We start from the raw sequence: 22,747 nt of genomic DNA on the forward strand, positions 1-22,747 counted from the left end.
AGTACCCCGTGTGTTCAAGAAAGGTAGCGCTACCAATTTTGTGCGGCGAAAGGTGGCCCCGTCAGGCGGTGGCCAGGCGCCTTGGCCAGACCCCGTCCGGCGCCTTGCAGTAGCGTTCAATGAAGTCTGCCTGCGAGGGCATGGTCGCCACCGCCTGTTGCACCGGCTGCCGGATCCGCGCCAACAGCGTGCGCAGGTCCGCATCGCTGATCGCGCGTGCCAACGGGTGCGGCGGCCCTGGTTGGATGCCCTGCCCCATCAGCACACTGGTCCAGGAATCCACCCGGAACAGTTCGCCGGGGTCCTGCCACGCGTGTGCGCGCTCGCGCCATGCGCGCAACCGTACGGCCAACGATTCGGGCAGCTCCATCTCGCGGCAGGCCTTCCACATCGGCTCGTCGCGCTGGGTGGCGTGGTAATGCAGGATGATGAAGTCACGCACGTGCTCCATTTCCTGGCGGCTGACATCGTTGTAAAGCGCGGTCAGGGTCGGGGTGATGCCATCGAACGGGAACAGCTGGATCAGCCGCACCACCGCGCTGATGGTCAGGTGGATGCTGGTCGATTCCAGCGGCTCGATGAAGCCGCTGGCCAGGCCCAGCGCCACCACGTTCCTGTTCCACGCCTTCAGCCGGCGGCCACTGCGGAACGGTACCAGCCAGGGATCGCGCAGCGGCTGGCCCTCGACGTCACGCAGCAGCTTGGCCTGCGCCTCGTCATCGGACATATGGCGGCTGGAGAACACCAGTCCACAACCCACCCGGTGCTGCAGCGCGATGTGCCAGCGCCAGCCGGCCTCGTGCGCGATGGCACGGGTGTACGGCACCGGCGGCTTGACCGACTCGGTCTGCACCGCAACGGCGCGATCGCTGGGCAACCACTGGTTCCAGTCCTCATAGCCGCTGTGCAGGGTCTGCTCGGTCAACAGGCCGCGGAAGCCGGTGCAGTCGATGAACAGGTCACCTTCGATCACCTGCCCGTCTTCCAGCACGAGCGCTGCAACGGAACCGTCGTGGGCGTGCTGCCGCACTTCGCGGATCTTGCCTTCCACCCGGCGCAGGCCCTGCGCTTCAGCGCGGCGGCGCAGGAATTTCGCGTACAGCCCGGCATCGAAGTGATAGGCGTAGTTCACCTGCGGCTGGGTCTGCAGCGAGAAGTGGTCGCCGCGCGAAGCCACGCTTTCCAGGCAGAAGTCGCCCAGGTCCGAGGGCATGCCACGGCGCAGGCTGTCCAGCCAGAAATGATGGAACGGGGTGGCCCAAGTGCTTTGGCCGATGGTGCCGAACGGGTGGATGAAGCGCTCACCCGGGCGGCGCCAGTTCTCGAACGAGATCGAGAGCTTGAAGGTGCCGGCCACCGCCTGCAGGAACTCCTGCTCATCGATCTGCAGGTAGCGGTGGAAGGTGCGGATCGGCGGCACGGTCGATTCGCCGACGCCTACGGTGCCGATCTGCTCGGACTCGACCAGGGTGATGTCGAGCTGCTCGCGGAACTGGTGGGACAGCGCGCAGCCGGCCAGCCAGCCTGCGGTGCCACCGCCGGCGATGACCACCTTGCGGATGCGCCCTTCTGTGGTGTTCGCAGCGTTCAAAGCGATGCCCCCATCAGCGGTTGAGTCGACTGAGCAGCTGCGCGCGCGTGCGGCGCGCCTGCATCTCATCGAACGGTGCAAGCTCACCCCGGGCGGCGTCGGGCAGGTGCTGCCCTGCGCGCTCACCGGGACCGAATACGTAGTACTCGAAGATCGTTGCCCAGGCTTTCTTTTCACGCTCCGGCAGATCGCGCAGCGCCCACATCGCGTGCTGCAGTGCCGGCAGCGGTGAGGACAGGAAGCTGGGCACGCTGCGCCACCAGTAGTTCACCAGCACGTTGAACGGTTCGAGGCTGCGCACGTGGTGCCACCACATGCTGGGAATGAAGATGGCATCGCCCGGTTCCAGCACGGCAGTCTGCGCGCTGGCCAGTGCGTCACGGAACCGGGGATGGCGGTCGAAATCCGGGCGGTCGAAATCCACCACGCTGACCACCTGCCCGCCGGGAGTGGGTTCCAGCGGGCCGGGATAGAGGTTGTCGATCTGTTCCGGCGGAAACAGGGTGAACCGGCGCCGGCCCACGGCGCAGCAGGCCAGGTTGTCCGGGGTATCGTAATGGCAGGACGCGGTAACGCGGTTGCCGATCCAGATGCTGGCCGAGGCATCGATGCCCTGCCCGGCCAGGCCGGCGTCGTTGGCCTGCGCGAACCCGGGCAGCGCCCGGTCGATCAGCAGCGAGGCCACGTAATAGGTGGGCGGCTTCGGAACATCAAAGGTGTCGGCGATCTCCTCCAGCACCTGCGTCAGCAGTCCACGCCGGACCTCGAAATTCAACTGGGTGAAATCATCGTTGTAGAACGGGCGTCCTTCGATCTCGGGACCGCCGTAGGAGTACTGCACCGGCAGACCGGCATCGAACCCGCGCAGGTACGTCAGCGCCTCCCCGGTGGAACGCAACCCGGCCTGTACCAGCGCCCAGTCGCGCGCAATGCCACGCAGCACCACCGGCTCGCCGGCGGCCACCAGTGCCTCCAGCGGGAGCGCACCGGGCTGCAGGCCTTCCAGGGTGCGCATGGCCACACCGTCGAGCATCGCTCAGTTCCTGCCCGTCGCGGCGGCGGCATCCTGCGAACGCAGGCGACGCTGCTTTTCAGCAATCAGCCGCCGCATGTTATGCAGCGAGGCCAGCATCAGGTATGCGCCCTCAAGGTAGCCGGCGCGATTGAGTTCGGCCAGCGTGGCGCCGTCCAGCTCGGCCAGGCGGTCACGGTCGATCGCGTGCAGGCCGTTCACCCCCACCCGGTTGTGCGGGTCGATCTGCAAGTCGAGGGTAATCGGTTGAATCAGGCCTTTGCTGTCGAGCATGGCAAACATTTCGGCGCCAAAGGCATGGCCGTCGTGGATGCCACGCAGCACGTTGGCAATGTGGTCCAGATACGGCGTATTGCCCCCCTGTGGCAGGAACACCGGCTCTCCGGCGCCGCTGCTCACGCGCGGGTGGTCCAGGTCTACGTGCAGCACCGGCTCCTGCGTAAGCTCACCGTCGATGCGGTGCTCCTGGAAGCCGATCAGGAACGGCCCCTTGGCCGCAGCCCCCGGCAGGTAGGAGGCATTCCAACGGCCGTCGTCCAGGTACAGGTTTTCGTGCTGCTCGAATCCCAGCAGTACGACCGATTGCCACTTCCCGGTAGCGGCGTCTCTGCGCAGGAAAATCGGGTATTCACGCTGCAGCTCGGCGTACTCGCTCGGGTAGGCGGGCACCATGCCGACCGCGTCGCCGAATTCGGGGCCGAATCCGGTCGCTACACGGAGCTCCCGGTGGGCGATGTTGTTGAGCATTTCGTAACGCGGCATGTGTAGTCCAATCCCTGCAGGAGCCTGCACGGGTGCCGCTGCCGAAGCAGCGGCACCCATGGCCTGTTCAGAACCTGTAACGAACGCCAAGCATGTAACGCGGATCCTGGTCAGCCAGTTTCACCATCATCTGCGAGGTGCGCGAACGCCAACGCACATCCTCGCCAGTGAGGTTGATGGCCTCGAGGCTGAACGACCAGTTGTCATTCAACGTGTAACCCACGCTGAGATCCCACTGGTCGTACTCTTCCACATAGTACGGGTTTCGGCTGGCACCCTGGTTGGCCAGGATCAGGTACTGGTCGCGCCAGTTCCAGGCCAGGCGCACCGACCAGCCGTACTTTTCGTACATCAGCATGGCGTTGGCGGTGTCGCTCAGGCCGGTGAGCGAGAACTGGTCGACATTCGGGTCGCCCGCGTCGTTGTAGCCCACGTCACCGTTGACGATGGTGTAGTTGGCCAGCACGCCGAAGCCGGTGTCGCCGAAGAAGTACTGCCCGCCCAGTTCCCAGCCGTGCAGCTTGGACTCGTTCTGGTTGATGGGGCGGTTGACGTTGAACTGATACAGCGGGTCGGCCGCGGTGCCATACAGGTCGTACGCCGCTTCGGTGGCCAGTACCTGTGCATCGGTGCCGTTGTAGGCACCCAGCCCGGCCGGATTGTTGCGCAGCAGCGCCAACGCGGTGAACAGCGAGGTGTCATTGGCCGAGCAGGCCGCTGCGTTGGCCGGTCCCACTTGGGCAATGCAGGCCCCACTGGTCAGGAAGCCCAGCGCGGTCTGTGCGTCCGGGCCGGAGGTCGGGTCGCGCAGGCCGTACAGGTTTTCCTGCACGATGGTGTTGCCGATGAAGTTGGCGACCTGCTTGTTCCAGTAGGTGACCGACACGTAGCTGGCATCGGCGAAGTACCATTCCAGCGCCAGGTCCAGGTTGTCCGATTCCAAGGGCTTCAGGGCCGGGTTCTGCGCGGTGCCGCTGGCCCGCGAAGACGGATCGATCAGCACCGAGCCGAACGGCTGCTGTGCGGTCGGGCCGGCATACAGGTTGCCGATCGGCGCACGGGCGATGCTCTTGCCGAACGAAATTCGCCCCTTCAGGTCGTCCAACAGGTCGATGCTGAAGTCCAGGTTGGGCAGGATGTAGCTGTAACTGGTCTTCTCGGTGAAGGGCTGCTTGTCATCGGACAACAACACGCGGAAGTCATTGTTGGCCTGCCACTGGATGGACTCCGGCGTGGCGATGATCGAGGTCGACACCACGTCCGTGGTCTCGTAACGGACGCCCAAGCGGGTATTGGTGCGGTGGCCGCCCAGGTCGCCGTCCAGCTCGATCTGCATGTAGGCCGAATTGGTCTTCTCTTCCACACGGTTGTCGGCCGCGTTCTGCGGGCTGACCCCCAGGTTGGCGCCATAGTACTGCCCTGCCCACTGGGCCAGCCGGCCTGCGTCGCCGCGCCAGGCGCTGAAGCTGTTGACGTTGAAATCGTCGAACATGCCGACGATGTTCACCGGCTGCAGCAGGTCCATCAGGCCGTTGGCCACATCGCCGTTCACGTTGGCCACGCCCCAGTCGCCCAGGGTGTTGTAGTTTTCCGCGGCCTGGAGGCGGTGGGTGGTCTGCTTGCTGGTGTCCACGCCGAACTGGAAGCGGCCTGCGTCGAAGGCCCACTCACCGTCGACGCGACCCTGCTTGATCTCGCTGATCTGGGTCTGCGAATTGATGCGCAGCACCTGCGAGCCGATCTCTCCCGGGACGAACCCGCCATTGACCACGCCATTGGTCTTGGCGATGGCATCGGCAGCGGTCGGGTACCAGACCTGGGTGCCCACCGGCAGGCCGTTGTTCCAGACCATTTCCTGTACGTACGTGCCCCCACACTGCGGCCCGGTGGTGCAGTTGTTGGTGCCGGCGATACTGGAGAAGATGGAGCCGCCGCCCGTAAGCGGATCGTTCGGCCGGCTCTCGTTCTTGGAATCGTGGCCGTCGAAGCTCAGCTTGAAGCGGTCGGTGATGTTCCAGGTGGCATTGAAGCCCAGCGACCCCAGCTTGTACTTCTGCATGCTGCGCTGCTGTTCAAGCCCGAAGTCCTTGGTGCCGGCGATTTCGCGGATGTAGATCGGCGTGGCCACCGCACCGCTGGTATCGAACACCACATCGGTGTAGTTGCTGTTCTGCAGCCACATGCCCTGCTCGCCACGATTCTCTTCGATCTCGTTGGTCGAATAGGTGTAGTCCAGGGTCAGGGTTACTGCATCGGTCGGGGCGAACTGCAGCACCGCCTGGCCATTGATGCGCTCGCGTTCAAAGTCGGCGAAGGCATAGCGCAGATCGTTCGGGCGCCCGTACAGCGCGCCGATTGCCGGTGCATTGGTCACCGTCGGGTTGCCGGGCAGGGTCCCGGTCCACGGCTGGATGTTCCAGTAATTGTTGGTGGCCTGCACCGAACCGCCCTTGCGCTTCTGGTAGCTCGCGCTGACACCCACGCCCCAGGTCTTGTCCGGGTTGGTGTAGCTGAAGATGCCGGAAAGCTCAGGGGTCAGGTCGTTGTCGAACGGCTGGCTCTGGTCGGAGACGATCTTGGCCCCGGCGCTGGCAACGGTGCCCTCATGGTCGAACGGACGCCCGGTGAGGATGTTGATGGTGGCGCCGATGCCGCCGCTGGGCACGTTGGCCTGGCTGGTCTTGAAGACCTCGATGCCATTGACCGCTTCGGCCGCCAGCTGCGCGAAGTTGAACGCGCGGGTACCGCCGTCCACGCCGCCGATGGCGACCTGCCCCGACGCGCCGAACGCGTCGGCACCGGGCATCTGCCGGCCGTTGAGGGTCACCATGTTGAACTGCGGGCCAAAGCCACGCGCGGTGACCTGCGCACCTTCACCATCACGGCGCTCGATGGAGATACCGGTGATGCGCTGCAGGGATTCGGCCAGGTTGGTGTCGGGGAACTTGCCGATGTCCTCGGCACTGATCGCGTCCACCACGCCGGCCGAGTCGCGCTTGATATCCATCGCCTGGCTGAGGCTGTTGCGGATACCCGTGACCTGCACGGTGTCGAGCTGGGTCGGGGTGGACTGCGACTGCGGGGCAGGCGCCGGCGTTGCAGCGTCCTGCGCGAATGCGGGATTGATGACCAGGACGCCGCCCACGAAGGTGAACATGGCCCGGGATGTAAGTTTCGCCAGCTTCCGGCTCATGCGTGAGCCCTCAGGTCTGGGGTACGACGGAAAGCAAAAGCGCTCATGACTCTCCCCTCTGACATACGATCGAATGGATGTACCGCCCCTCCAAGGGGCACGCACGGGCGATGCCCGTCTTCCACACCGAACATCGCAGTGCCTTGTTGCTGCACTGCGATTCAAACTCGCTTTCAGGCTTGCCAGAACACGCGTTTGGTATATGGGGGGGTAACCGCTGAGCCTTACCCTGGCTGAGTGGTAGCGCTACCATCGCGTCAGGGCGCAGACTAATCACCCGGTCACACGGTTGTCATCATGCAGCGCAGCAAAGGAAACGCTTCCTTGAAAAACAGCCAGAAAGTGGTGCGTCGCAAAGGCAGTGCCATCACCATCGATGAGGTCGCCGCGCATGCCGGCGTATCGGCGATGACGGTTTCGCGCGTAATCAATGGCCATTCCAGCGTGCGTGAGGAAAACCGCGAACGGGTCATGCGCAGCGTGATTGAACTGGACTACCGCCCCAACCTGGCCGCCAGCGCCCTGGCGGCCGCGCAGCACACCTGCATCGCGCTGATCTACACCAATCCCAGCTCCAGCTACCTGCGTGAGCTGCTGGTGGGCGCGCTGCGCGGGTCCACCCGGTCCGCGGCGCAGTTGGCGATCTCCACCTGGGATGGGCTGAGCGCCAATGCACGGCGGGAGGCCGCACGACAACTGTGCGACAGCGTGGCCGGGGTGATTCTTCCGCCGCCCCTGTGCGAATCCAAGGCGATCGTCGACATTTTCGTCAACGCGGGGATTCCCGTCGTCTCCATCGCATCCAGCCAGTTCAGCGACAGGGTGTCCTGCGTGCGTATCGATGACCGCCACGCCAGCCGGGAGATGGTGGCGCATCTGGTTGCCCACGGGCATACGCGCATCGGCTACATCACCGGTGATCCGAATCAGACCGCCAGCGCGCAACGCTGGCAGGGATACCGGGATGCATTGGCAGACGCCGACATCGGCTACGACGAGGCGCTGGTGCAGCCCGGGTACTTCACGTATCGATCCGGACTGGAGGCGGCCGAGCAACTGCTGGCCCTGCCCCAGCCGCCGAGTGCGATCTTTGCCAGCAACGATGACATGGCATCGGCCGTGGTATCGGTGGCACATCGGCGCGGGCTGGACGTGCCGCGTGATCTTTCGGTGGTGGGCTTCGACGATACCTCAGCGTCGACCATGGTGTGGCCGGAGCTGACCACCATCCATCAGCCGGTGGCGGACATGGCCGACACCGCCATCGACATCCTGCTGCGTGAGATCCGACGCGCGCCCGCTTCGGCGCGCGCCATCGTCAATCAGGTGCTTGCACATCAGCTGATCACGCGTGATTCCGTATCAGGGCCGGTGCAGGCTACCTAGCCTCACGCCTCACGCCTTACTGCCCGGCTGCAGCGGCGGCAACGGCCTGGCGGATGCGCTGGCCTTTCACCGGTTCACCCAGCGCGACCGGCTTGTCATCGGCCAGGTAGTTGGCGAACTGCGCCGGCAATGCGGTGGCGTTGGCGAACTCGGGCCCGGCCTGCAACTGGTAATGCAGGTGGGCTTCGGACGAGTTTCCGCTGTTGCCGCAGTCTGCCAGCTGCGCGCCGGTGCGCACGACCTGCCCTTTCGTGACCCGTACGCTGCCCTGGCGCAGGTGGGCCAGGACCGAGTATTCGTCGTTGCCATGATCGAGGATGACGCGGTTGCCGGTGGGCTGGGACGGGTTCATCTCACCGGGCACGTTGTCGGCCACGCCTTCGATCACCTCCACCACGGTGCCGTCTGCGGGCGCGAGGATGGGTCTTCCGAAGCAGAAGTAATCCTCATTGCGCTTGCCTTCGCCATGGTGCGATCTGCCCTCGCGAATGACCAGCAGGTCCATGGCGAAACGCTGGGTTGCGTGCGCTGCATGGTAGTTCTGCTCGACGCTGCGACCACCCCAGACCACGTAGAACTCGTCGGAGAATGGCAACTGCAGCGGCGTGCGGTTCTTGTAGTCAAGACGCTCGCTGGCCGCAGGCTGCGGCGCGACCTGGTGTGGGCGGATAGTGAACCCCACTACCTTGCCCTGTGCGTCGAATGTCCAGGTGACGTCGATGATGTCGGGGCTGTTCTTGAATCGAGCCTGCCGCAGGTAGATGTCATTCCCGCCACTGGCACTGACCGTTTCGCTGATCACCTCGGTTTCCTCGCCCCACGCAGCGAGTATCTGCTCCTTTGCCGTGAGCAGGCTCTGTTTTGATCCGAATGCGGCCTGCATCAGCGGCGTCATGCGCGCCCATAGCGCATCGGCGTGGCCTTGATAGAACTGCGTGGTCAGACGGGCGCCCTGTTGGCGCGGGTCCTGGGTGGCGGCAATGCCGTTCGATACCAACAGCGAAAGCACCAGGATTGCGATCATTTTCGCGAACACTGTCATGTCAGGAGTCCGTGCCGTGTGGATCAGGAATGCCTGCGACGACGGCCGCAAGCTGCGTGCGGTACTCGGCCAGCCCTTGGCGGCCTGCAGGCGTCAGCTGCAGGGTGGTCAACGGGCGCTTGCCGCGGAACGATTTATCGATGGCCACCAGGCCGGCCGCTTCAAGCTTGCTCAGATGGCTGGACAGGTTGCCCTTGCTCAGGCCACTGAGATGTTCGACGAAGGCGAATTCGGCCGATTCGGCGCCTGCCAGGATCGACAGAATGAGCAGGCGCGCCGGTTCGTGGATCAGGCGATCCAGCTGCAACAGGCTGCGGGGGTCGGGAAGCTGGGTCATGGGATCGGCTTGCGCGCGGCCACGAACGCGCGCATTTCCGTCTGCAGGCGCAGGAACCGTTGGTGGTCGCGCCATCCCACCACCACCAACGCAATGGCAGCCAGCGGAAACATCACGGTGGTGGGGCCGAACGCGTAGGTTTGGCCGGTGAATGCCACGGCGGCCTGGCACAGCAGGAACACGCCGACGATGAACTCCAGCGGCGTGCGCAACCACCGCCAGACAATGAGCGGCAGCACCGCGACTACCATCAGATAGCCAATCGCGCGCAGGTCCCACGGCAGGCTGCCGACTGGCTGCAACCGCGTGAGCACGAAGCCAACAATCAGCGCGCTGATCAGGGCGGTGAACGCGATGAAAGCGCGCTGGAAGTTGCGCTCGGCCGGGGTGACCTGTTCCTCGACCTGTCCGAAACGCTGGTAGTAGCGGTGGACCAGCCATTGCTTGCCTGTGAGCCACAGCACGGGAACGGCGATGAGCGCTGCACGCAGCTCCATCGTGGCGGGCAACAGGGCGCCTGCAAGGAAGGACGCCAGGCAGGCAACGCCGCCGGCGATCGCGGACATGCCGCCCGCGCTTCGCGAGAACCGTGAGTACTCGCGGGTCATTTCCTGGAAACGGCGGTAGGAATCACTGGCAGTCGGGGATTGCATGACGCACTCCAAGCGGTGGCCTTGGAGTGAGTTTGCAGTGCAAACCAGTTTGCGTCAAGCGTCAGCCGGGGTGTTCTGACACTTCCCCTGAACCCTTATCTGGCGGCGCCCTTGCCACCACCCTCGCCGTTCTGCGCCGTGGCCTCCTGGCTCCGCGCAAAGTCAGGGAACGTCTCAGCAAGCGACTGCTGGTCCGGGAGGATGTAGAACAAGCCGCCTTTCTCGAACGTCGGCTTGATGATCTTCGCGTAGAAATCCGGGTTGACGTTGATACAACCGTGGGTCACACGATTGTCGTCCGGTGAAGGCGACGCCAGGCGCTCGACGCGCCGTTCGGCAGGTACGCCGGTTGCGGTGGGGTGGATGGAAATCGCGGTGTCGTAGTCCACCCAGAGCACGCGCCCGGCGTCGAGCGATTCGCCGTAACCGCCGATGAAGCGGCCAGCCGGCGTGGTGCGGTCGCGTCCCGGTATTTCCTTGAGCGCGAGACCCGCGATGCCCGGGGCGGAATGATCACCCACCGCAGAGCCAAACAGGCCCGGCGCTGCGCCGATGAGTTTGCCACTACCGTCGAACACGAGGATCTGCGCCGCTGCCTTGTCCATCACCGCAAACGGATAGCCTTCTGCGTCCCTGCTTGCCTTGACCCACCCGGCAAGCTGAAGCACCGTGTCGGATACCGGCTGGTCCGGCGGCAACAGGTCATTGGACGATGCCGGCTGTCCAGCGGACTGCTGCTCGGCCGGGTCCTGTGCACGAGCCAAAGCGGGGCCGGCGAACGCCAGCGTCAGCGCCAGTGCGCCACACGTGGCTCGGATAGCGGGGTGCATATACATGGTGGTGGGGGATTCCTTGGAGCTACGATGGAGCAAAGCAAAGAAACCGGTGGCCATCTAAGGCCACCGGCTCCTGGATTACAAACTTCGATACTGCATCTGCGGCGGAGCGATCAGCCGCGCGGCTGACGCTTCGGCGGGACCGTTTCCAGGCGCTGCACACGGCTTTCAATCTGATCCAGGCGCTGGTTTGCCTGCTGCGCGGACTGGTTGGCCGATTCAGCGCTCTGCGCTGCGCTGTTCACCTTGGTATCGAGCGAATCGAGGCGCGAGTTGATCGTCGCGAACTCATCCTTATAGGTGGCGCAACCGCCAAGGCCCAAAGCGGCGACGAGCGCCACGCCCAGCGTACGCGTCAACACCACACTCTTCTTGTTCATGATCATTCCAGCACTCCTTCTTGGGTCTTGGTTAAATAGCGCCCCCTCTGCCGGACCAATAATTGCGCTGAACTACGTACATGGATTGTGAAGAAGCTGAATGTCCGAAACAGGTAGCTGAATGCGATGCCGCCGGTCCAGTCGACCCGGCCGGGACTGCAGCGGAAATGCATCGAGTGGCGCATGCTTCATGAAGATGGATGGCATCACTACTTCGTCGCTTCCGGTGCCAGCGTGTGGATCACCCTGCCCTGCGCATCCAGGAACTCGATGGCGCCGTAGCCCTCCGGGGTGATGGTCAAGCGCAGCCTGGCACGGTCCTGCTTGTCGTTCAGTGCGATGGCCGGCGTGCCGTCGGCACCCACCGCCATCTGGATCCGCGTGGGCGTCTGCACGCCGGGAATCAACCGATTGTCCAGGCGGGGCTCGCGAATCAACGGCGGCGCCTGGTTGATCGAAAACCGCACCTCGCCATCCGGCGAGACGCGCCAGCCGATGGCATCCATGGCAGGGTGGTCCAGTGCGAGCACGGCCATGCCCCCATCCACGTCCGCGGTACCGAAGCCGCCGCGCTCACTGCCCTTGTCGTCGTACAGCACCATGCCAGCCACATTGAAGGCGCGCTTGTACTGGATGCCATCGATGATCGGCGCCGGTGTCTGGCCCGAAAGGGTCATGCGGATCACGCCGTTCTCGTCGACGATGTCGATGCGGCGTGCGGTGATGCGCTCGCTGTCCGGTGCTTCCACACGGGTCTGTGGCGCCCTGCTGACGATGACCTTCTGCAGCTGCTCGACGGAGGGGCGCTTGGGGCTGGCCTGCTCCGCCGCGTGTGCATGCAGGGCGAGGGACGATACGGCCAAGATGATGCAGTCCAGCGTTTTCATAGGCTTCCTTCCGGCCACTGCAGCCACGTGCCCGGTTCCATGATCTGCCAAGGGACATCCCGCTCACGTGCGGCCCGGCGAGCCCTGCCCAGCGGATCATCCACTTCGACATACTTATCCATTCCGCTGATGCCGTAGTGAATCGGCACCAGCACCCGAGCGCCGAGGATAACCGCAGCGGCCACCGCCTGCTCGGGCGTGAGCACGCCCGGCTGCCCGATGACCGGTTCGCGCCAGCCGAAACGGGCGCCATTGACGTAGCGGAGGACCTTCGGCAGGGCCGCTTGTTCAAGCCGTTCAAGAAAGAAGTGCCCAACTCCCATGCCTTCTGGATGATCTGCCGGCCATGGCCGGGGAAGCGTCCTGATGTCGAAGTGTTCTGCCAATGGATTCGCGCGGAACAGCAGTAGTTCCGCTCAGAGGCCAGCAGGTGGCTCGACAAATACGGTCTCCGCTCCCTGTTGCTCAAATGTGAGGTTGACTGTCCGCCCCACCGCACGCGTGCGATGTACGGTTCCAGCGGGCACGGTGATGGCCTGCCAAGGACGCAGCACGCGCTCAGCCGCAGCCTCGAATTCAATATGCAGCTCACCTTCCACCACCACGAAGATCTCGTCACTCGACGGATGCATGTGCCACCGGTACTCACCCTCGAAAACGGCCATCCTCATGCAGTTTCCATTGAAATCCAGCAGGACCTGGTTGCGGTAGGGCGCCGTCACCTCGCGCTGCAGCGCCTGGATGTCCACAACGCCCAGTGCGTCAAAGTGCGCCCTTTCGGAAGCGTATGCTTCGGTCGATGGGAAATCGCGTTTCATCCAGCACCTTCCTCGTCCGAGAGTACGTGTCTTCTTCACGGGGGCACTCTACGCCCCCTCCCTGGTGCCCGCAGGGGACCTGAGAGATCACGGGAATCTACACACAGGGGAATGATTGGACAGTGCGGGAGTGGCAGATGACGGATTCAAGGAGGTATATCTGACCTTCACAGCGTCCTCGGCCCCCCAAATGCAAGGATGCAAGGCGCAACCAGCCTCCCCCCCGGTACCCTATGCCCCACCTTCGTCGTCTATTCGGCCGTTGGCTTCGCCTGCGGCGGCTCGTTCGTTGGCGCTGGCGTGAGCGGCAGGCCTCGGCCCCGGCCATCGAGGCCACAGAGGGCCCGCTGCGGGCTGCGCTGTACAGCGTTGAACAGATGGAGGTCTACGGCCGCGCGCTTGCGCGCCAGCACCGCGTGCGCATGCGGCCCAGCCCGGAACGCCTGCTCGAGCGCCTGCAGGCCAACGAACGCGTCCTGCAGGACGCCAACACCCTGCTCAGCACCGTGGTGCGCGAACAGCGCCCGGTCACCCCGGCGGGTGAATGGCTGCTCGACAACTACTACCTGGTCGAAGAACAGATCCAGACCGCGCGGCGCCACCTGCCGCGTGGCTACAGCCGGCAGCTGCCTTCGCTTGCCACCGGCCCCTCGGCCGGGCTGCCGCGCGTATATGAACTGTCGATGCAGGCCATCGCGCACGGCGACGGCCGTATTGACGGCGATACGCTGGGCCGCTTCATCGCCTCCTATCAGTCGCTGGCGCCGCTGAGCTTGGGCGAGCTGTGGGCGGTTCCGATCATGCTGCGCCTGGCGCTGCTCGAAAACCTGCGGCGGATGGCCGCGCGGGTGATGCGCGATGGGGAAGACCGGCGCCTGGCCTCGCAATGGGCGGACAACCTTAATCGCGCGGCGTCCGATACGCCTACCGATGTGGTGCTCGTGGTGGCCGACATGGCCCGCTCCGAGCCGCCATTGACCGGCGCATTCATCGCCGAACTGACCCGTTCATTGCAGGGCCGTGGTGGCGCATGGGCCATGCCCATCGCCTGGCTGGAACAGTGGGCAGCAGCGTCCGGGCAGCGCATCGAGGAGCTGGTTGCCGCCGAGGGGCAGCAGCAGGCGTCCGACCAGGTGTCCATCAGCAACAGCATCGGCAGCCTGCGTTTTCTCTCCACCATGGATTGGCGCACCTTTGTCGAAGACATGAGTGTGGTCGAGCAGCGGTTGCGCGAAGACCCGATGGCCGTCTATCCGCAGATGGACTTTGGTACCCGAGACGCCTATCGCCACGTAGTGGAGAAGATCGCCCGGGGCAGCCGCATCGCCGAGGAACGCGTTGCCACCATTGCGCTGGACCTGGCGCGCGCCGCTACCCCGCCCGACGGACCACGCACGCATGTCGGCTACTGGCTGGTCGGCGAAGGCCTGCATACCACCGTTGACGCGGTGGCTGACGCCGCGCCACGCCACCGCAAGGCACGGGGACTGGCGCATCGCGTGCCGCTTGCGCTGTACCTGCTGCCGATCACCCTGCTGGCGGTGCTGGCCACCTGGGGCCTGCTGGCCACCGGCAGTGGCGAGGTTCCCACCTGGCTGGCTGCCCTGCTCGGGCTGCTGGTGTTCAGTGAGCTGGGCATCGTGCTGGTCAACTGGACTGCGACCGTGCTGGTCGCCCCCAAGCCGCTGCCCAAGCTGGATTTCAGTGAAGGCATTCCTGAGGCCTGCGCCACCGTGGTAGCGGTACCGTCGATGCTGTCCAGTATCGACGGCATCGATGTCCTGGTCGAAGCGCTGGAGGTCCGCTTCCTGGCCAACCGCGATCCCCAGCTGCGCTTCGTGCTGCTGACCGACTTCCTTGACGCCGCAGAAGCGCAGTTGCCGACCGACGACGCCCTGCTTGCGCACGCCGCGCAGCGCATCGAGGGATTGAACCAGCGGTACGCGTCCGAGCGCGGCGACCGCTTCTACCTGCTGCATCGCCCCAGGCAGTGGAACCCCAGTGAAGGGGTGTGGATGGGGCACGAGCGCAAGCGCGGCAAGCTGGCCGCGCTCAATGCCCTGCTCCGCCATGGCGATGGAAGCGCGTTCATGCGCATCGTCGGCGACGCGGCGGTCCTGCTCGGTGTGCGCTATGTCATCACCCTGGATTCGGACACGCAGCTGCCGCGCGATGCGGCACGTGCGTTCGTCGCCACCCTGGCCCACCCGCTCAACCGGCCGCGCTTCGATCCCGCGCTGCAGCGTGTGGTGGAGGGCTACGGCATCCTGCAGCCCAGCGTGGGCACCAGCCTGGGCAGGCGCCGCACCTCGCGCTTTGCCCGGATGTTCGGCAGCGAACCCGGCATCGATCCGTACACGCGCATGGTCTCGGACGTCTACCAGGACCTGTTCGACGAAGGCTCGTTCGTGGGCAAGGGCATCTATGACGTGGAAGCCTTCGAACATGCGCTTGAGGGCCGCCTGCCCGAGAACCGCATCCTGAGCCACGACCTGCTGGAAGGCTGCTATGCCCGCGCGGGCCTGGTCAGCGATGTGCGCCTGTACGAGGACTACCCCGAACGCTATGCCGCCGACGCCAAGCGCCGCGCGCGCTGGATCCGTGGCGACTGGCAGCTGTTGCCCTGGCTGATGCCGTGGACCCCGCGCGCGGGATCAGGCTGGGAACGCAACCGGCTCAGCCTGCTGTCGCGTGGCAAGCTGCTGGACAACCTGCGCCGGAGTCTTGTGCCGATCGCGGCGCTGGTCCTGCTGGTGGCGGGTTGGCTGTACGCCGACAACCCGGCTGCATGGACTGCATGGGTACTGGCGCTGTGGTTCGCGCCACCGCTGATCGGCATGCTGCGCGATGCCCTGAGCGTGCCGGACGACACCCCGCTGGAAGCGCATTACATCAAGGTTGGACGCGGTACGTTGCAGTCGTTGCTGCGCGCCGCCACGCAGATTGCCTGCCTGCCCTACGAAGCACTGCTGGCCGGCGGCGCGGTGCTGCGCACGTTGTGGCGCATGGCCATCACGCGCCGCCACCTGCTGCAGTGGAACCCCTCCAGCGAAGTCGAGCGCCGCCTGGGCGGCGATCGCGGCGCGGAATGGCGGGTGATGGCACCAGGGTCGCTGCTGGCGCTCGCGCTGGTGGCGGTGGTGGCTGCCCTGCGCCCGCAGGCGCTGCCGCTCGCGCTGCCCTTCCTGCTGGCGTGTACCTTCGCGCCTGGGTTGATGGCGTGGCTGGGCCGGCCGCCGGCCGAGATCGTTGCCGAACTGTCGGTCACGCAGCGGGCGTTCCTTGGCCGGCTGGCACGGCGCACCTGGTCGTTCTTCCAGGCTTGGGTGCGCGAGCAGGATCATTGGCTGCCGCCGGACAACATCCAGGAGCATCCGGCGCTGGTGGTGGCGCGGCGCACCTCGCCGACCAACATCGGCCTGTCCCTGTTGGCCAATCTGTCTGCGTGGGATTTCGGCTATCTGCAGCAGGGTGCGGTCGCGGAACGCACCGCGCTCGCGTTCGGCACGCTGGACCAGCTGCCGCGCCACCGCGGCCACTTCCTGAACTGGTACGACACCGAAACCCTGGCGCCGCTGCCGCCGCGCTACGTCTCTACCGTGGACAGCGGCAACCTTGCCGGCCACCTGCTTACGCTGCGGCAAGGCCTGCTGGCACTGGTGGACGCGCCGGTGCTGGCGCCGCACACCTTCGATGGCCTGGCCGATACCCTCGGCGTGCTGGACGAGGAACGGCAGCGCCTTCGCCCCGGCGACGCGCCATTGGGCGAAGCCCTCAACCACCTTCGCCAGCGCCTGGTGGCAACGCGGGCGGACCTCCCGCGCGGTGCCGCCGAAGCGCTGGCCCGTTTGCAGGAGCTGGCCAGCCTGGCCGACGCCGTGCTGGCGCAGTGGCCGGCGCCGCCCTCGCCCGAGGACGGCGACCTGCACTGGCCGGCCCTTTTCGCTGCCGAATGTCACGCTGCATGTGCGGCACTCGCCGATATCCCGGTCGATGCCAGTGCGGATGCCGATGCGCCGGTACCCACCCTGCGCCAGCTGGCCGCCCTGCCCGGTACCGCCGGTGCCGACGCACGCACGCGCATCGCGCAGCTGGAGGACCTGGCACACCGCGCCGGGCAGTTCTCGCTGATGGAATACGGGTTCCTGTTCTACCGCTCCCGCAACCTGCTCTCCATCGGCTACAACGTGGACGACCACCGCCTCGACAACAGCTTCTACGACCTGCTCGCCTCCGAAGCGCGGTTGTGCGCCTTCGTGGCCATCGCCCAGGGCGAGCTGACGCAGGAGAGCTGGTTCGCCCTTGGCCGCCTGCTGACCGAAGTCAACGGCACCCCGACGCTGCTGTCGTGGAGTGGCTCGATGTTCGAGTACCTCATGCCGCAGTTGGTGATGCCCAGCTATCCGGACACCCTGCTCGACCAGACCGCGCGGCATGCGGTGGAAGCTCAGATCGTCTACGGCCGCAGCCTGAACCTGCCGTGGGGCGTGTCCGAGTCCGGCTACAACGCCGTCGATGCGCGCCTGAACTACCAGTACCGCGCGTTCGGCGTGCCGGGGTTGGGGCTCAAGCGCGGCCTGGGCCAGGACCGGGTCATCGCGCCCTACGCCAGCATGATGGCGCTGATGGTGGCGCCGGAAGCGGCCTGCCAGAATCTGCAGGCGCTGGAAGGCTTGGGCTTCGCCGGGCGCTTCGGTATGTACGAAGCGATCGACTACACCCCCGCCCGCGTGCCGCCGGGGCACGACCACGTTCTGCTGCGTTCGTTCATGGCCCACCACCAGGGCATGGGCCTGCTGTCGCTGGATTACCTGTTGCGCGACCAGCCGATGCAGCGCCGCTTCGTTGCCGATGTCGAGTTCCAGGCCACCCTGTTGCTGCTGCAGGAGCGCATTCCGCGCGTCGGCGTGTTCCACCCGCATGAAGTCGAATCGCTGGGCGAGCACGCCGCCACGGCGCAGGACGAGACCTCACTGCGCGTGCTGCGCAAGCCCGGTGGCCCGCGCCCGGAAGTGCAGCTGCTCTCCAACGGCCGCTACCACGGCATGCTCACCCATGCCGGCGGTGGCTACAGCCGCCACGGCGACCTGTCGCTCACGCGCTGGCGCGAGGACGGCACCACCGATGCCTGGGGCACCTTCTGCTACCTGCGCGACGTGGACAGCGGCGACTTCTGGTCGGCCGCCTACCAGCCCACCTGCGTGCCGATGGACAACTACGAGGCCATCTTCACCGACGCCAAGGCCGAGTTCCGTGGCGCCCTGCATGGCTGCGAGAGCCACCTGCAGGTGGCCATCTCCGCCGAGGACGACATCGAACTTCGGCGCCTGCGCCTGACCAACCGCAGCCGTCGCGCGCGTACTGTGGAAATCACCACCTATGCCGAAGTGGTGCTGGCACCGGCGGCCGCTGACGATGCGCATCCGGCTTTCAGCAACCTGTTCGTGCAGAGCGAGATCGTGGCCGCCAAGCAGGCCGTGCTGTGCACGCGCCGGCCGCGTTCGCATGACGAAGTACCGCCGTGGATGTTCCATCTGGTGGCGGTGCATGACGCCGAGGTGGCGGCGATTTCGTACGAAACCGACCGGGCGCGCTTCCTTGGCCGTGGCAACACGCCGCGCACCCCGCAGGCATTGACCGCCGACACCGACCTCTCCGGCAGCGACGGCTCGGTGCTCGACCCGATCGTGGCCATCCGCGTGCGGGTGGTACTGGAACCCGAGCAGACCGTGCAGCTGGACATGGTCTACGGCATCGGCGCCGACCGCCCCGGTTGCGAGGCGCTGCTGGACAAATACCGTGACCGCCGCCTGGCCGACCGCGTGTTCGACCTGGCCTGGACCCACAGCCAGGTGGTACGCCGGCAGATCAACGCCACCCAGGCCGAGGCGCAGCTCTATGAGCGTCTGGCCAGCCACGTGCTGTATGCCAACCCGCTGCTGCGGGCGGGCGCCAGCGTCCTCCAGCAGAACCAGCGCGGACAATCCGGGTTGTGGGGCCATGCCATCTCGGGGGATCTGCCCATCGTGCTGCTCAAGGTCACCGACGCCGAGAACGTGGAGCTGGTCCGGCAGCTGGTGCAGGCGCATGCCTATTGGCGCCAGAAGGGCCTCAACACCGACCTGGTGATCTGGAACGACAGCAAGGCCGGCTACCGGCAGGAGCTGCAGGACCAGATCCTGGGGATGGTGGCCGCCAGCTCGGAAACGGGCCTGCTCGACCGCCCCGGCGGCATCTTCGTGCGGCCGGTGCAGAACATGACCCACGAGGACCGCATCCTGCTGCAGGCGGTGGCACGCGCGGTGATCAGCGACGAAGACGGCACGCTGGTTGCGCAGGTGGGTCGCCAAGCCTCCCCCGCGAAACGGATTCCGGCCTTGGTACCGCAGGCGGTGCAGGAAGAACTGGAACTCTCGATGGAGGAAACGCCAGGGCTGCCCATCATCGCCGACCCGAGCGTTGAGCCCGGCCTGCCCCCGGCGCCCGCACACGACGAAGACGTGGACGACCCGTGGCCGTTCCTGCCCTACCGTGGCGCCGGTCAGTTCGATAACGGTACCGGTAGCTTCAGCGACGACGGCCGCGAATACGTGGTGGTGCTGCGCGAAGGTGCCCCGACACCGGCGCCTTGGGCCAACGTGATCGCCAATGCCCGCCTGGGCACGGTGGTCAGCGAAAGTGCGCCCGGCTACACCTGGTTCGAGAACGCGCACGAATTCCGCTTGACGCCCTGGCTCAATGACCCGGTGTCCGACACCGGCGGCGAAGCCTTCTACGTGCGCGACGAGGATACCGGCCGGGTCTGGTCGCCGATGCCGCTGCCGCGTCGGGGTACAGGTGCGTACCGCACGCGTCACGGATTCGGCTACACGGTGTACGAACACGTCGAGGACGGCATCGTCAGCGAGCTGTGGGTGTTCGTCGCCGTCGCAGCGCCGCTGAAGTACTCGGTCCTGCGGTTGCACAACCTGTCCGGCCGGCCACGGCGGCTGTCGGCCATTGGTTACGTGGAATGGGTGATGGGTGACCTGCGCGCGAAGTCACGCATGCACGTGGTCACCGAGCGCGACCCGCAGACCGGCGCGCTGCTGGCGCGCAACACCTACAACACCGAATTCGGCGGCCGCATGGCGTTCTTCGATACCGATGCCGAAGGCAGCGGGTGGACCTGCGACCGCCTGGAGTTCATCGGCCGCAACGGCGGCCTGCATGCACCGGCGGCATTGCGTCGCGAACGCCTGGGTGGGCGTTCCGGCGCGGGCCTGGACCCGTGCGCGGCGCTGCAGGTGCCGCTGGAGCTGGCGCCGGGCGAGCGCAGTGAAACCACGTTCCGCCTTGGCGCGGGTCGCGACCGCGACGAAACCCTCGCGCTCGTACGTGGCCGCCAGGGCGCCCACGAAGCCAACGATGCGCTGGACGCTGTACGCATTCATTGGCGCCATGTGCTGGCCAGCGTGCAGGTGCGCACCCCCGATCCGGCGCTGGACGCGCTGGCCAATGGCTGGCTGGTCTACCAGACCCTGGGCAGCCGCTACCTGGCGCGCAGTGGCTACTACCAGTCCGGCGGCGCGTTTGGTTTCCGCGACCAGCTGCAGGATGTGCTCGCGCTCATCCACGCCCGCCCGGACCTGGCCCGCGAACACCTGCTGCTGTGCGCTGCCCACCAGTTCGCCGAGGGAGATGTCATGCACTGGTGGCACCCGCCGCAGGGTCGCGGCGTGCGCACCCGCTGCTCGGACGATTATCTCTGGCTGCCTCAGGGCGCCTGCCGCTACCTGGAGGTCACCGGCGACGCCACCGTGCTGGACGAAATGGTCGGCTTCATCGAAGGGCGCGCGGTGACGTTGGAGGAGGAAAGCTACTACGACATGCCGACCCCGTCGGCGCTGCGCGGGACGCTGTATGCGCACTGCGTGCTCGCGCTCGAGCGCGGCTGCCGGTTGCTCGGCGAACGCGGCATTCCATTGATGGGCAGCGGCGACTGGAACGACGGGATGAACCGCGTCGGCGACCAGCAGCGCGGTGAAAGCGTGTGGCTGGGCTTCTTCCTGCATGACACGCTGCGGCGCTTCATCGCGCTGGCCAATGCGCGTGGCGATGAACACCGCGCGCACTGGTGCCAGGAGCAGGCCGACACCCTGCGCCAGAACCTCGAACAGCATGCCTGGGATGGGGAATGGTATCGCCGCGCGTGGTTCGACAACGGCACCCCGTTGGGATCGAAACAGAGCGAGGAATGCCGCATCGATTCGATCTCGCAGAGCTGGTCGGTGCTTTCCGGCGTTGCCGCGCCGGAGCGCGCCCGGCAGGCGCTGGATTCGCTCTACACGCATCTGGTGCGAAAAGACGCCAAGTTGATCCAGCTGCTCGATCCACCCTTCGACAAGACCTCGGAAGACCCGGGTTACATTCGGGGTTACGTACCGGGCGTGCGCGAGAATGGTGGGCAATACACCCACGCGGCCGTGTGGGCCGCGATGGCATTTGCGCACCAAGGCGACGCCACGCGCGCCTGGGAGCTGGCTGGCATGATCAACCCCCTGAACCACGCGCTGGATGCGGAGGCAGTCCAGACATACCGCGTTGAACCGTATGTATTGGCGGCCGATGTGTACGCTGTATCCCCACACGTGGGCCGAGGCGGTTGGACCTGGTACACAGGTTCGGCCGGGTGGATGTATCGCCTGCTGGTCGAATCCCTGCTCGGTATCCGCCGCCATGGCGATCGGCTGTCGCTCGCCCCCTGCCTGCCCGATCACTGGCCATCGTTCGAACTGAGCTACCGGTTCGGCCGCAGCCGCTACGAGTTCGTGGTGACCCGAACTGCGCGGGGACAGCCCACCCTGCATGTGGATGACGTGCTGCAGCCGGACCTGACCGTCCAGCTCCGCGATGATGGTCACCACTACCGTGTGGCGCTTGACCTTGAGGCACCGCCGGGATGATCGTCCGTCCCGACATACAGGCACGGCTGGACGCGCTGGATGAGATGCTGGCGCACTGGTTGGCGCACATGCGCCATCCGGCGCAGTTCTGGCCGCAGTTCGAGCTGCTGGCTGCGGAGATTCTGGATCAGTGCAACGACCACGAGAGGAGATACGTGCACGCGCGCATCACAGCCATCCTCAAGGGCCACGCGCTGGAACTTCCGTCGTGGCATGAACGGGGCGACAGCCCGTCGCCTGAAAAGTGACGCGCCGACCACTGTGTAGAACACTTCACGGCCCTGCGCGCGGCACTCACGGCAAGGGGCCTAGGTTTGGTGCTCCACTTGGCACTACCCGGAGAACCAGAATGGCGATCAAGACTGCAGAAGACCTGTTCATCCACGAGCTGTCGGACATCTACAGCGCCGAAAAGCAGCTCACCAAGGCATTGCCGCGCCTGGCCCGTGCCGCGACCAATCCGGACCTGGCGGCGGCGTTCGAAACCCACTTGGAGGAAACCCAGGGCCAGATCGAGCGCATCGATAAGGTCGTGGAATTGCTCGGCATCCGGCTCAAGCGCATCAAGTGCGCCGCCATGGAGGGCCTGGTCGAGGAAGGCAAGGAGGCCATCGACAGCATCGAGGAAGGCCCTGTGCGCGATGCGGCCCTGATTGGCGGCGCACAGAAGGTGGAGCACTACGAGATCGCGTCCTACGGCACGATCGCCGCGCTTGCCAAGCAGCTTGGCTACAAGGATGCCCTCCCGTTGCTGCTGGAGACCCTCGAAGAGGAGAAGGCAACCGACGAGAAGCTGACGATGATCGCCAAGGCCGGGGGCAACGCCAAGGCCGTGAAGGCTGCCTGATCCGTCAGCTGCAACCAAGGAGCGGCACCGTGTGCCG

16 protein-coding genes are annotated in these 22,747 nt (G+C 65.8%); 4 read left to right on the forward strand and 12 right to left on the reverse strand.

What is annotated here, in order from left to right; genetic code table 11:
• Positions 1 to 61: 61 nt before the first annotated feature.
• The 4 genes from ACGFZ3_RS16955 to ACGFZ3_RS16970 form a co-directional block, all read right to left on the reverse strand.
• A complete protein-coding gene (locus ACGFZ3_RS16955; RefSeq protein ID WP_392923771.1) occupies positions 62 to 1,591 on the reverse strand; it encodes a tryptophan halogenase family protein in 1,530 nt (509 codons plus the stop codon).
• Positions 1,592 to 1,604: 13 nt separating this feature from the next.
• A complete protein-coding gene (locus ACGFZ3_RS16960) occupies positions 1,605 to 2,624 on the reverse strand; it encodes a cupin-like domain-containing protein (protein WP_392923774.1) in 1,020 nt (339 codons plus the stop codon).
• A 3-nt stretch (positions 2,625 to 2,627) separates the two neighbouring features.
• Positions 2,628 to 3,386 (reverse strand): SapC family protein, encoded by a 759-nt coding sequence (locus ACGFZ3_RS16965; protein ID WP_392923777.1) that lies wholly within the window; start codon positions 3,384 to 3,386, stop codon positions 2,628 to 2,630.
• A 67-nt stretch (positions 3,387 to 3,453) separates the two neighbouring features.
• Complete coding sequence (locus ACGFZ3_RS16970) at positions 3,454 to 6,579, reverse strand: TonB-dependent receptor (protein WP_392923780.1); 3,126 nt, start codon at positions 6,577 to 6,579, stop codon at positions 3,454 to 3,456.
• 324 nt (positions 6,580 to 6,903) lie between these two features.
• Here ACGFZ3_RS16970 and ACGFZ3_RS16975 point away from each other — a divergent pair, with 324 nt between their 5' ends.
• Positions 6,904 to 7,965: a LacI family DNA-binding transcriptional regulator gene (locus ACGFZ3_RS16975; protein WP_392923783.1), complete on the forward strand. Its 1,062-nt coding sequence runs from the start codon at positions 6,904 to 6,906 to the stop codon at positions 7,963 to 7,965.
• A gap of 16 nt (positions 7,966 to 7,981) precedes the next feature.
• On the opposite strand, the gene ACGFZ3_RS16980 is transcribed toward ACGFZ3_RS16975, so the two are convergent.
• From ACGFZ3_RS16980 to ACGFZ3_RS17015, 8 genes are all read right to left on the reverse strand, one after another.
• Positions 7,982 to 8,989 carry a peptidoglycan DD-metalloendopeptidase family protein gene (locus ACGFZ3_RS16980; RefSeq protein WP_392923786.1) on the reverse strand — a complete coding sequence of 336 codons (1,008 nt, stop codon included), beginning with the start codon at positions 8,987 to 8,989 and terminating at the stop codon, positions 7,982 to 7,984.
• Positions 8,990 to 9,008: 19 nt separating this feature from the next.
• Entirely contained in the window at positions 9,009 to 9,344 is a 336-nt protein-coding gene (locus tag ACGFZ3_RS16985) for a transcriptional regulator (protein ID WP_392923789.1), read from the reverse strand.
• Positions 9,341 to 9,997, reverse strand: a complete 657-nt coding sequence (locus ACGFZ3_RS16990; RefSeq protein ID WP_392923792.1) for a hypothetical protein — start codon at positions 9,995 to 9,997, stop codon at positions 9,341 to 9,343. Before ACGFZ3_RS16990 ends, ACGFZ3_RS16985 begins: the two co-directional genes overlap by 4 nt.
• 95 nt (positions 9,998 to 10,092) lie before the next feature.
• On the reverse strand, positions 10,093 to 10,794 hold the full coding sequence (locus ACGFZ3_RS16995) for a hypothetical protein (RefSeq protein ID WP_392924253.1): 702 nt from the start codon (positions 10,792 to 10,794) through the stop codon (positions 10,093 to 10,095).
• 152 nt (positions 10,795 to 10,946) lie between these two features.
• Positions 10,947 to 11,219: a hypothetical protein gene (locus tag ACGFZ3_RS17000; protein WP_210132571.1), complete on the reverse strand. Its 273-nt coding sequence runs from the start codon at positions 11,217 to 11,219 to the stop codon at positions 10,947 to 10,949.
• A 203-nt stretch (positions 11,220 to 11,422) separates the two neighbouring features.
• Positions 11,423 to 12,100 carry a hypothetical protein gene (locus tag ACGFZ3_RS17005; RefSeq protein ID WP_392923795.1) on the reverse strand — a complete coding sequence of 226 codons (678 nt, stop codon included), beginning with the start codon at positions 12,098 to 12,100 and terminating at the stop codon, positions 11,423 to 11,425.
• On the reverse strand, positions 12,097 to 12,486 hold the full coding sequence (locus ACGFZ3_RS17010; protein WP_392923798.1) for a hypothetical protein: 390 nt from the start codon (positions 12,484 to 12,486) through the stop codon (positions 12,097 to 12,099). The genes ACGFZ3_RS17005 and ACGFZ3_RS17010 overlap by 4 nt, the downstream gene beginning before the upstream one ends.
• A 30-nt stretch (positions 12,487 to 12,516) precedes the next feature.
• Positions 12,517 to 12,918, reverse strand: coding sequence for a cupin domain-containing protein (locus tag ACGFZ3_RS17015; protein ID WP_392923801.1), 402 nt, complete (start codon positions 12,916 to 12,918; stop codon positions 12,517 to 12,519).
• A 233-nt stretch (positions 12,919 to 13,151) separates the two neighbouring features.
• Here ACGFZ3_RS17015 and ACGFZ3_RS17020 point away from each other — a divergent pair, with 233 nt between their 5' ends.
• The 3 genes from ACGFZ3_RS17020 (at position 13,152) to ACGFZ3_RS17030 (ending at position 22,710) form a co-directional block, all read left to right on the forward strand.
• Positions 13,152 to 21,863 carry a GH36-type glycosyl hydrolase domain-containing protein gene (locus ACGFZ3_RS17020; RefSeq protein WP_392923804.1) on the forward strand — a complete coding sequence of 2,904 codons (8,712 nt, stop codon included), beginning with the start codon at positions 13,152 to 13,154 and terminating at the stop codon, positions 21,861 to 21,863.
• Positions 21,860 to 22,111: a hypothetical protein gene (locus ACGFZ3_RS17025; protein ID WP_392923807.1), complete on the forward strand. Its 252-nt coding sequence runs from the start codon at positions 21,860 to 21,862 to the stop codon at positions 22,109 to 22,111. Before ACGFZ3_RS17020 ends, ACGFZ3_RS17025 begins: the two co-directional genes overlap by 4 nt.
• Positions 22,112 to 22,212: 101 nt before the next feature.
• Positions 22,213 to 22,710, forward strand: coding sequence for a ferritin-like domain-containing protein (locus tag ACGFZ3_RS17030; RefSeq protein ID WP_392923810.1), 498 nt, complete (start codon positions 22,213 to 22,215; stop codon positions 22,708 to 22,710).
• The last annotated feature ends 37 nt before the right edge of the window (positions 22,711 to 22,747 follow it).

It is taken from the genome of Stenotrophomonas sp. NPDC047960 (genome assembly GCF_043204395.1).
Classification (GTDB): Bacteria; Pseudomonadota; Gammaproteobacteria; order Xanthomonadales; family Xanthomonadaceae; genus Stenotrophomonas.